The organism is Kitasatospora sp. NPDC001683, from assembly GCF_053596495.1.
Window position 1 is genome coordinate 23,352 of record NZ_JBSFGK010000082.1, and the last position, 10,724, is coordinate 34,075.

General features: G+C 70.3%; 11 protein-coding genes. 8 read left to right on the forward strand and 3 right to left on the reverse strand.

All coding sequences use genetic code 11. From position 1 onward, the window contains the following. Positions 1-68 precede the first annotated feature (68 nt). The 3 genes from ACWCYO_RS31855 (at position 69) to ACWCYO_RS31865 (ending at position 2,798) form a co-directional block, all read left to right on the forward strand. Positions 69-1,283, forward strand: a complete 1,215-nt coding sequence (locus ACWCYO_RS31855; RefSeq protein WP_270150532.1) for a sensor histidine kinase — start codon at positions 69-71, stop codon at positions 1,281-1,283. Then, on the forward strand, positions 1,280-1,963 hold the full coding sequence (locus ACWCYO_RS31860) for a response regulator (RefSeq protein WP_270150534.1): 684 nt from the start codon (positions 1,280-1,282) through the stop codon (positions 1,961-1,963). Before ACWCYO_RS31855 ends, ACWCYO_RS31860 begins: the two co-directional genes overlap by 4 nt. Positions 1,964-2,408: 445 nt before the next feature. Beyond that, entirely contained in the window at positions 2,409-2,798 is a 390-nt protein-coding gene (locus tag ACWCYO_RS31865; protein ID WP_449786146.1) for a helicase associated domain-containing protein, read from the forward strand. Positions 2,799-3,065: 267 nt separating this feature from the next. Here the strand turns inward: ACWCYO_RS31865 and ACWCYO_RS31870 are convergent, their stop codons facing one another. Continuing rightward, a complete protein-coding gene (locus ACWCYO_RS31870) occupies positions 3,066-4,394 on the reverse strand; it encodes a mucin-1 (protein ID WP_449786147.1) in 1,329 nt (442 codons plus the stop codon). A gap of 172 nt (positions 4,395-4,566) precedes the next feature. Here ACWCYO_RS31870 and ACWCYO_RS31875 point away from each other — a divergent pair, with 172 nt between their 5' ends. The 5 genes from ACWCYO_RS31875 (at position 4,567) to ACWCYO_RS31895 (ending at position 9,762) form a co-directional block, all read left to right on the forward strand. Continuing rightward, positions 4,567-5,595, forward strand: a complete 1,029-nt coding sequence (locus tag ACWCYO_RS31875; protein WP_449786148.1) for a LacI family DNA-binding transcriptional regulator — start codon at positions 4,567-4,569, stop codon at positions 5,593-5,595. Next, positions 5,592-6,920 carry an ABC transporter substrate-binding protein gene (locus ACWCYO_RS31880; RefSeq protein WP_270150539.1) on the forward strand — a complete coding sequence of 443 codons (1,329 nt, stop codon included), beginning with the start codon at positions 5,592-5,594 and terminating at the stop codon, positions 6,918-6,920. The genes ACWCYO_RS31875 and ACWCYO_RS31880 overlap by 4 nt, the downstream gene beginning before the upstream one ends. 70 nt (positions 6,921-6,990) lie before the next feature. Continuing rightward, the gene (locus tag ACWCYO_RS31885) at positions 6,991-7,962 is read left to right on the forward strand and encodes a carbohydrate ABC transporter permease (protein WP_270150540.1); all 972 of its coding nucleotides are present in this window, start codon (positions 6,991-6,993) and stop codon (positions 7,960-7,962) included. Continuing rightward, positions 7,959-8,792, forward strand: coding sequence for a carbohydrate ABC transporter permease (locus ACWCYO_RS31890; RefSeq protein WP_270150541.1), 834 nt, complete (start codon positions 7,959-7,961; stop codon positions 8,790-8,792). The genes ACWCYO_RS31885 and ACWCYO_RS31890 overlap by 4 nt, the downstream gene beginning before the upstream one ends. A 31-nt stretch (positions 8,793-8,823) precedes the next feature. Next, complete coding sequence (locus tag ACWCYO_RS31895; protein ID WP_270150542.1) at positions 8,824-9,762, forward strand: carbohydrate kinase family protein; 939 nt, start codon at positions 8,824-8,826, stop codon at positions 9,760-9,762. 184 nt (positions 9,763-9,946) lie between these two features. Here the strand turns inward: ACWCYO_RS31895 and ACWCYO_RS31900 are convergent, their stop codons facing one another. Together ACWCYO_RS31900 and ACWCYO_RS31905 are read right to left on the reverse strand one after the other, a co-directional pair. Next, positions 9,947-10,231: a hypothetical protein gene (locus tag ACWCYO_RS31900; protein ID WP_449786149.1), complete on the reverse strand. Its 285-nt coding sequence runs from the start codon at positions 10,229-10,231 to the stop codon at positions 9,947-9,949. Between the two features lie 128 nt (positions 10,232-10,359). Continuing rightward, positions 10,360-10,724: FG-GAP-like repeat-containing protein (locus ACWCYO_RS31905; protein ID WP_449786150.1), on the reverse strand; the 365-nt coding region annotated here is incomplete at its 5' end.

Genomic DNA, 10,724 nt, shown 5'->3' on the forward strand with positions numbered 1-10,724 from the left:
CGGGGGTGTACCCCGCGTACATCCCCGGGGCGACGCGCAGAGCCGATGCCAGTCCATACGATCTCCGCATGGAAGAGCTGCTCCAGCGTTTCTCGACATCGAAACCCGTGACCTGGCTGACGGCGCAGGCCGTGGTGCTGGCCGCCGCCTGCTTCTACGCGCTGATGCTCTTCTGGACGATGCCGCTCGGTCCGATCCCGCACCACGGCGGCCCGTTCCTGCTCCCCGACCTCAGGCCCGACCAGAGGATCGGTCTCTGCCTCGTGCTCGCCCTTCCGATCCTGCTGGTGCGCCGTCTACCCGCGGCGGTCTTCGCGGCGGTCCTGGGCGAAGAAGCCCTCGGCGACCTCATCGGCGCGCGGCCCTGGATCGTGCTCCCCCTGCTCCCGGTCCTGGGTGGGTACCTCGCCGCCCGGCGGCCGAAGGCTGCCGCCGTCGCCTCCGTCGCGGCCGTCGCGACCGCGTTCGTCGAACGCACCCTCGTCCACCCCGGGGAATCCGTCGGCGAGGCGGCCCGGGGGGCCGGGCAGCTCGCGTTCGTGTTCGCGGTCGCATGGGTCTTCGGCGGGGTGTACCGCAAACGCCGTGAATACCTCGACGCCCTGCGCGAGCAGACCGAGGCCCGCGCCGTCATGGCCGAGCGGCTGCGGATCGCCCGCGAGCTGCACGACAGCGTCGCGCACAGCATCGGGATCATCACGGTGCTGTCGGGAGCGGCGGCGCGGGTCGTGGAGACCAAGCCCGAGCAGACGCGGCAGGCGCTGACCGGCATCGAGACCACCAGCCGGGAGACGCTGCTCGGGCTGCAGCGCATGCTCGGGGCGCTGCGCCGCGCCGAGCCGGACGACGCCATGCCGCGGGCCGCTCCGCTGGCGCCGGGCGGCAGCCTGGCCGATATCCCGCGGCTCGCCGAACGCACGGCCGACGCCGGGGTGCGGGTCCACGTGACCTGGCGGGGCGAGCAGCGTCCGCTGCCGCCGGAGATCGAGCTGTCGGCGTTCCGGATCGTCCAGGAGTCGGTGACGAACGTGGTGCGGCATTCCGGTGCGCGGACGTGCCGGGTCGCGGTCGGTTACGAGCCGACCGGAGTGACGATCGAGGTGGTGGACGACGGGGACGACGGTCCAGGCGGGCCGAGCCGGGCGAGGCTCTCGGCGGCGGCCGGCGGGAGCGGCTTCGGCCTGCTCGGCATGCGCGAGCGGGTGTCGCTACTGTCCGGCCAGTTCAGCGCGAGCCGGCGTCCGGAGGGCGGGTTCCGGGTGACGGCGAGGCTCCCGGCATGAGCGTGCGGGTGCTGCTGGTCGACGACCAGCCGCTGATGCTGGTCGGGCTCGGGATCCTGATCGGCGACACCGACGACCTGGAGGTGGTCGGCGAGGCCGGCGACGGCCGCGAGGCGGTGCGCCTGGTGCGTGAGCTGCGGCCGGACGTCGTGGTGATGGACATCCGGATGCCGGGCATGGACGGGATCGAGGCGACCCGTCAGGCGACCGCCGAGCCGGACCCGCCCAAGGTGCTGGTGCTGACGACCTTCGACGACGACGAGTACGTCTACGGCGCACTGCGCGCCGGGGCCAGCGGATTCCTGCTCAAGAGCATGGCCCTGGACGCGATCCTGGACGCGATCCGCGTGGTAGCGGCCGGCGACGCGTTGATCGCGCCGAGCGTGACCCGACGGCTGATCGCGGACTTCGCCGGAACCTCCGCCCCCGCGGCCCCCGAACCGGACGCCGAGCCCGCCGCGGACTCAAGTCTCATCGCGGGGATCACCGACCGGGAGCGCGAGGTGCTGGCACTGGTCGGACAGGGACTGTCGAACGCTGAGATAGCCGAGCGGTTGGTGATCAGCGCAGCGACCGCGAAGACGCATGTCGCGCGTCTGTTCGCCAAGCTCGGAGCTCGGGACCGCGTCCACCTGGCGATCATCGCCTTCGAGACCGGACTCGTGCCGCGTAGACGGTAGGGCAGGGGGAGAGGGACGATCGAGACTGCGAGTTCGTCGCGTTCCAGACACGCCAGCACACCCACCTGGGTGAAGTGCTGCGGGGCGGACAACGGACAAAACTGAGAGACCCCCATAACTTCACCGCCCGTCCGCGTTGCCGGCTGCCTGAGATCGCAGATTGGGTCACGTGGTACAGCGGGCTGGAAGCATTCGCCGACCCGGCGGAGGACCGGGCGTACTGGACCACCCGTGGGCCGGTGCTCGTGACCAGCACCAACCACGCCGGTGACTGGGGCGCCACCCTCGCCACCGTCAGCCGTGCGATCGGCCTCGACCGCGCGGGCGTTCTCGTCGGGGCCTGATCCCCAGCACAGTGAAGGGCTCGTCTCTCCCCGGTGTCGAAGCCGGAGGGAGACGGGCCCTTCTGCGCTTTCGGGGGAGGTCAGAATTTCTTACCTCCCGAATGCCGTCGACCTGCGAAACCGAGCTGCGCGCCAGCCGCTCGCAGGGCACCGCGCACACCACCGCGGCCAAGTCGGCCGAGGGCGAGGCCGCCGAGGCCGGGGGAGAGGGGGAAATGCAGCCGGCCCCCATCGAGTCGCCGATCGAGTGGCTGAAGATCAATGCCCGGCACCACGCGGCGCAGATTCTGCAGTCCGTGAAGCTGCGGGCGTTCAACCCGCGTGCGGTCGAGTGGCAGCGGATGCACGCCGTTGCCGCCGTGTTCCATCACCAGTACGGCCACCTGGCGATCCCCGCCACCGAGAAGCTGGACGACTACGCGGTCGGCGCGTGGATGCGCCGCCAGCGGCGGTGGAGGTCGGTCGGTCGGTCCGGTTCGGGGTTCGCGTAGCGGCACCACCGACGGCCCCTGACGGGGCACCACCGTTCCCTGACGTGCTGTCCGGCCCGGGCGCGGGGTTGCCTCGCGCGGCCCGGGAGCGGCCCGTGCCGGGCCTCCTGGCCACGGGGTGCCCGTGGCCTGATGGGCGCAACTCAGCCTGGTCGGATGCCCTGCCCGTCGGCAGCTGCGCCAAGGATGGTGAAGCCGCCCATGACGGCGTATGTGTCGGCGCGGACGGCCCGGACTCCGGGGTGAAGGCCACCTGCGGTGCCCCGGTCAGTGCGGGCCGGGCCACAGCGCGGAGGCGTCGTCGCGGTGCTCGTCCGGCAGCCGGACCGGCCTGACGGGCACCGTGTGCGTCGTGCCGCCGCAGGTGACGGTCCACCGGCAGCTGCTGCCGGTGTAGCTCAGGGCGACCAGCACGAAGGCGTCGTCCGCGTAGAGTTCGACGTACTCACCGACCGTCAGGATGCGCAACCGCCTCGGTTCGTCGGGAAGTTCGGTGGACGCGAGGACCGCGTCACCAGGCCCCTGGACCTTGAGCCGGCCGTCCGCCCACCGGACGGTCAGCGCCGGGGCGCCGTCAACGCCCGTCCGCAGCACGACCTCGGTCGGCCCGGCGACCGCCACGTCCCCCACCGCGTGCAGCACCGCCTGCTCACCCGGCTCGTCCAGCCAGCTGTCCAGTCCGGGCCACCATGTCAACCGCGGCGCCCCGTCGTCCGCCCGGGTCAGGGCTTTCGGCTGGGCGAGCATGCCCCGGCAGGCGGCGCCGGAGTCCTGGAGCCCGACCCGGCGAGGCACAGTGTGCAGCACGACCCGGGCGCCGTCCGGCGCTGTGACGAGCCGGGGCGCGTACGCCAAGGGCGGCCCGAGCGGACCGCGTCGTACCCACGGGCCGTCCAGGTGCGGCGCGGTCCAGGCTTCGATGTGGCGGGTGGCGCCGATGGAGCCGAGCAGCAGCCAGCCATCTTCCAGCCGTTCCAGGACCGGGCACTCCAACTCGTCGACGTCACCGGGCGACAGCAGGGGCGGGTGCACCTGCCAGTGTTCGAGGTCGTCGGAGGTGGCCAGTCCGACGCAGCCGCCGCGTTCGAACGGCAGGGCGGCGTCGCTGGCACAGACCACCATGACCCAGCCGGTGCCGTCGTCGTCGCGCACCACGAACGGGTCGCGCCAGGCCATGCCTTCGCCGGTCCGGTACCAGCGCGGATCGGCACGGACCACCGGTTCGGTGCCGTGCCGCCGCCAGCCGGTGCCGTCCGCCCGGTCCGAACGCGCCAGGCCGACCGACTGCAACGGGCCGCCGGAGGGCAGGGTAGTCACGCCGGTGTAGAACATGGCCGTGCCGTTCCCGTGCGGGATCGGGTGCATGGTCCACACCGCGTGCTCGTCGAAGCGGCCGGGCAGCCCCACTCCGAAGGCGCCGCCCTGCGGCCGCCAGTGCACGAGGTCGGGGGAGGTGGCCCTGCCGTAGGAGGTCTCCGCCTTGATGGCGTCGAACGGGTCCGTCCACGGCCCCTGCAGGTGGAGGACGGTGTAGCCATCGTCCCCGGGGAGGACCGCGAAGTCGTTGAGGCATAGGCCGGGAGGTGCGTAGCGCAAGGACAGCTCCTGTCGTGCCGGCGGAACAAACGTGTGCGTCAGGGCGTGCTCCATCTCCCCGCCCCTGGCGAAGTCGCCTTAGTACAACGGAACGCAAACGCTTGCGCAAGTGCGTTGGGCGGCTTACGGTTCGGTGACCCGGTCCCGGTCGACAGCCGAGAGGAGCCGCAACGTGGCGGCCAGCATTATCGATGTGGCGCAGGCGGTTGGCGTCTCCCCCTCTACCGTCTCCCGCGCGCTGCGCGGACGGGACGGGGTATCCGACGAACTGCGCGTCAGGATCATTGCTGTGGCTGCGGACCTCGGCTACACGGCCTCGCGCAACGCATCGAGCCTGGCCAGCGGCCGTACGTGCAGCATCGGCGTCCTGGCGCCGTACGTCGGCCGGTGGTTCTTCGGCACCGTCGTGGACGCCGCCGAGCGGGTGTTCAGCGCCGCCGGGTATGACCTGCTGCTGTACAACCTCGGCTCAGTGGACAGCCGCAAGCGGTTCTTCGCCGAGCTGCCCGTCCGCAAGCGGGTGGATGCGATTCTCTCGCTGCTCATCCCGACCGAGGACGAGGCCGAGCGCCTGCGGTCCCTCGGTATCCCGCTGGCGATCACCGTCGGTGGCCCTCGACCGGGCTTCACCACCGTGGGCATCGACGACCGGGCCGGCGCCGAACTCGCCACCCGCCATCTCGTCAACCTCGGCCACCGCCGAATCGGTCGGATCGGCACCCAGCCCTCCGCTCCGCTGTACTGGACCACCCCCGACCTGCGCCGCCGCGGATACCTCGACGTGCTCGTCGACGCAGGCATCCCGCACGACCCGGACCTGGAGGCGGACGGGGAGTACACCGTCGAGGGCGGCGAACGCGCCATGACCCGGCTCCTCACCGCCGTTCGGCCGCCGACCGCCGTGTTCGCTGAATCCGACGAGATGGCCATGGGCGCGCTGCGCGCCCTGCGGGCGCACCGGCTGCGCGTCCCGGAGGACATCGCCATCGTCGGCTTTGACGACCACGAACTCGCCGACGTAGTCGGGCTGACTACCGTCGCCCAGCCCGTCGCTGAGCACGGCACCCAGGCCGCCAGCCTCCTGCTCCGCCTCCTGCGGGACGACACCGACGTCCCGGATCACGTCGAACTGCCCACCCACCTGATCGTCCGCAACTCCACGGCTCCCCACCGCGGTTCCCTTCACGGAGACATCGAATGACCGACAGACGCCACATCCGTCTGGGCCTGCTACTCGCCCTACCAGCCGTCTTCCTGACCGCCTGTGGCGGCACGGGCAGCACGGCCACCACCTCGGCCGGCGACGGCACCGGCACCATCACCATCTGGGCGCACCAGGGCCAGGACAGCGAGAACACCGTGCTGCAGAACGCGGTCAACTCCTTCAACGGCTCACAGAGCGCCATCAAGGCCACGCTTAAGTTCGTCCCGGAGAAGGACTACACCAAGACGCTGACCGCCACCAGCGCCTCTGCCCTCCCGGACATCGTGGAGTTCGACGGTCCGATGATGTCGAGCTTCGTCTACAACAAGAAGCTCAGCCCCATCTCCGACTACGTTTTGCCCGCGACCGTCGCCAACGCCACCGCCGCCGTCAAGGCCCAGGGAACCCTGGATGGGAAGCTCTACGGCCTTGGCATGTACGACTCCGGCCTCGGCATCTACGCCAACAAGAAGCTGCTGGACGCGGCCGGGGTCAAGTACCCCACCAGCGTGCTCGATGACTGGACCGCCGCCGACTTCACCGCCGCGGTGCAGAAACTCGCGGCCGCCAATCCCAGCCACAAAGCGCTCGACCTCAAGGAGGACTACGGCCTGGCCACCGAGTGGGGCACCTACGGCATGTCCCCGATCGTCTGGTCCGCCGGTGGTGCCCTGGTCAAGCAGGGCAAGGCGGCCGGCGCCATCGACAGCCCGGCCGTGGTGGACGCCTTCCGGACCTTCCAGTCCTGGAAGCCGTACGTGGACGCCGACACCGACGGAAACGCCTTTGTCAACGGCCGCGTCGCGCTCAGCTGGGTCGGCCACTGGGCCTACCCCGCTTACAGCAAGGCCCTCGGCTCCGACCTGACGGTGCTGCCGCTCCCGGACTTCGGCAATGGCGCCAAGACCGGCCAGGGCTCCTGGGCCTGGGGCATCAGCTCCGGCTCCCAGCACGCCAAGGCGGCCGGCAAGTTTCTGGACTACCTGCTCGGCGACACCAACGTCACCGCCATGACCACCGCCGACGGCGCCGTCCCCGCCACCAAAACCGCGCTGGCGGCCAGCCCGCTGTACCGGACCGGCGGCCCGCTCCACCTGTTCGCCCAGGAACTCGCCGAACCCTGCGGTGACACCGACATCACCAAGTCCTGCGTCGCCGTCACCCGGCCCCTCACCGCCGGATACCCGGTCATCACCGCCCAGTTCAGCCAGGCGCTGAACGACATCTACGGCGGCGCCGACCCGCAGACCTCGCTCGCCAAGGCCGCCCGGGCGATCGATCAGGACTTCTCCGACAACGATGGATACTCGCTCACCAAGTGACCGCGGCCAGGTGGCCGGCCGGCCGCGCTCGCCGGCCCGCCGGCCACCCGCCGGGAACAGGACCCCGCCCATGTCCACCGCCGTCAGCCCCTCGCCCACCCCGGCGCCATCCGCAGCCGCCGCCCGGCCGACCACCCAGCGCCGCCGCAGCCGGGACTGGGTGCACGCCCTGCTGATGACCGCCCCCGCGCTGGCCGGACTGATAGCCTTCGTCGCCGTCCCGTTCGGCTACGCCGTCGTGCTCTCCCTCCACAAAGCCCGGCTCGGCTCCGACCGGCCACCGGCCTTCGTCGGCCTGGAGCAGTACCGCCGGATCCTCACCGACCCCGACCTGTCTGGCCGGTTCCTGCACGCCCTGCTCAACAACCTCACCTTCGCCTTGGCCGTGGTACCGCTACAGACCGGCCTCGCGCTCGCCCTCGCGGTGCTGCTCAACCGCAAGCTCCGGGCCATCGGGCTGTTCCGCGCGGTGTTCTTCCTGCCGGTGGTCTTCCCGATGGCCCTGGTGGCGGTGATCTGGCGGCTCATCCTCGCCCGTAGCGACCAGGGCATCCTCAACTCACTGCTTCACCAGCTGAGCTTCGGCCACTGGGGCTCCTTCGACTGGCTGGGCTCCCCGCTCACCGCGATGGCCTCCGTCGTCGTGCTCTCGGTGTGGCAGGGCGTCGGCTTCCAGATGGTCATCCTGCTGGCAGGGTTGCAGGCCATCCCGGACGAACGGTACGAGGCCGCGCAACTCGACCGGGCCTCCCGCTGGCAGCAGTTCCGGCACGTGACACTGCCCGGCATCCGCACCACCCTGATCTTCGTCGCCCTGCTCACCTCGGTGCTGTCCTTCCGGGTGTTCGACCAGGTCTACATCCTGGTCCGCGGCGGCGGGCTGAACGAGAACGCCACCCGGACCGTCATGTACGAAGCGGTCACCACGGCCTTCGACCAGAACAACATCGGCCGCGCCTCGGCCATCACGGTGGTCTTCTTCCTGATCGTCCTGGTGCTGACTCTGGTCCAGCGCCGAGTCGCCCGAGGGGACGACGCATGAACCGCACCATCCGGCGGATCGCCGACCATACCGTCCTCGGCCTGCTCGCCCTGGTCTTCGCCCTGCCCGTCCTCTATCTGGTGATCGGCAGTCTCAAGCCGTCCGACCAGGTACTCGCCGGCCTGTCCGGGTTCCTGCCCACCAACCTGTCCCTGCACAACTACGCCGCCGTCCTGCACAGCCTGTCCTCGGACAGCACCGGCCACTTCTGGCGGTTCATGGGTGTGTCGCTGCTTGTCGCCGCCACCGTGGTGGCCGGCGGCCTGGTAGTGAACTCGATGGCCGCCTACGCGCTGTCCCGGCTGGAGTGGGGCGGGCGGAAGCTGCTGTTCACCCTGGTCCTGCTATTGATGCTGATACCGTTCGAGTCGGTGGCCGTGCCGCTGTTCTACCTCTTCGACACGCAGCGGAACACGGTGTGGATCCAGGCCGCGCCGTTCATCGCCAACGCCTTCTCGGTCTACCAGTTCCACACCTTCTTCCAGGCCATCCCCCTCAGCATCGAGGAAGCGGCCCGGATCGACGGCGCCGGACCATGGCGAATCCTGTTCCGGATCATCTACCCCATGAGCAAACCGGCCTTCGCCTCGGTCGCGATCCTCACCTTCCTTACTCAATGGGGCTCGTTCCTTTGGCCGGTGCTCATGGTCGACGATCCCTCCGTACGGCCCTTGCCCCTGGAAATCAGTGTCTTTCAGGGCCAGCAGCCGCCGGACTGGGGGCAGATCCTGGCGTTCGGCGTGCTGCTCGTGCTCCCAGTGGTCGTCGTGTTCGCCTTCTTCCAGCGGTGGTTTGTCCAGGGCGTGGCCGGCTCGGCCGTCAAGGAATGAGAAGCGCGGCATGAGAGGAGAGGTCAGAAAGATGCCCCTGCGACCGATTACCGTCCTCGGGGAGTCTGCGGCCGACGCCTTCCCCGGCGACAGCACCCCCGACGGCGGCCTTGCCCTGCGGGTGCTGCCCGGCGGCGGCCCCGCGAACACCGCCGTCGCCCTCGCCAGGCTGGGCACCCCCACCCGGTTCCTCGGGCGGATCTCGACCGACCCGTTCGGCCAGCTGTTCCGTGCCCGCCTCGCCGCGTCCGGCGTCGATCTGACCGGCTGCGTCAACACCGCCGAGCCGAGCACGCTCGCCGTCGCCACGCTCGACGAACAGGCCCAGGCCACCTGGACCTTCTACGCCGAGGGCACCGCCGACTGGCAGTGGACCACCGACGAACTCACCGCCACCCGCACCACGGAAACAGCTTGCCTGCACACCGGCTCGCTCGCCCTGATCCGCGACCCCGGCGGCCAGCGGATCGAGCAGCACCTCGCCTGGGTCCGGGAACACGCCACCGTTTCCATCGACCCCAACGTCCGCCCGCTCCTTGTCCCGCCCGCCGACTACCGGGAACGCCTGGACCAGTGGTGCGCCCTCGCCGACATCCTGCGCCTCAGCGAGGAGGATCTCGCCATACTGCTGCCCGGAGCAAGCCCGGCCGACGCTTGCCACCGCTGGCACGAGGCCGGCGCGCGGCTGGTCGTGGTCACCCTCGGAGAACGCGGCGCGTACGCCTCCCTCGACGGTCACCCGGTCACCGTACCGGCGCCGCCCACCTCGGTAGTCGACACCGTCGGGGCCGGCGACTCGTTCACCGCCGGCCTGCTCCACCGGCTCAACCAACTCGACCTGCTCGGCAGTCGGCTGGACTCCCTGACGCAGAACGCCGTGGCCGACGCCTGCCGTTTCGCCGTCCGGGTCGCGGCCCTCACCTGCTCGGTCGTGGGTGCCAACCCGCCCTCGGCGGAAAGCCTACGGTGACTCACCAGGCTGCTATCACGCCACCACCAGGTCCGCCACTGGACCGCCTGGCACCGGCACATCACCCTTGCCATGCTCGTGCTCGCCTTCCTCGCCGCCCTCGCAGCCGACGCGACACCGGCCAGGCCCGCCGACCACTGCTACTGTCAGATCTCGCTCGTGAAGGAATCAGTCCGACAGAACATCACGAACCGGACGTCATCTGACTACGCCGAAGCCCTGGGGTTTGTGTGACTTCGACGTCGAGGAGTTCGAGGAGGTGGAGTCGGACGCCGCGGGTGGTCTGCACTATCGGCCGGTCGGTGATGGTGCCGATGCACAGGGTGAGTTCGCCGAGGTGGTAGAGGATCATCCGGCCGGTGGGGCGGACGCGGCGGTTGTCCGGGTAGAGGCCGATCATGGTCTGCTCGGGGCCGAGTGCCCGTCTGACCTGTCGCTCGATCAGGCAGAACACAGACTTCTCCTGCAACGGGACCCCTGGTTCTTGATCATCTTGCTCGACACAAGTGATCTACCAGAGGTCCCGTTCCTCGTCATCAAGGACTTGACCAACCGCCGACCGGCCAAACGCAACGGTGTTCAGCTACCTCGGCTCGTTCACCACCCGTCGGTGAGCCGCAGCGGGCGTGAGAAGGAGGCGCCGCCGGTGTTCACCCACTCGTTGAGGACGCCGTTGCCGTCTTCGCGTGCGATGAGGTCGGCGTGGCCGGTGCCGTAGAAGTCTCCTGCGGTGGTCTGCGAGTACGGTCCCCAGCCGCCCGTGAGGAGGGTGCGCCGGCCGAAGGTGCCGTCTCCGTTGCCGGGCCACAGGTACAGGTTGCCCGTGGAGTCTTCACGTGCGATGAGGTCGGCGTGGCCGGTGCCGCGGAAGTCTCCTGCGGTGGTCTGCGAGTACGGTCCCCAGCCGCCCGTGAGGAGGGTGCGCCGGCCGAAGGTGCCGTCTCCGTTGCCGGGCCACAGGT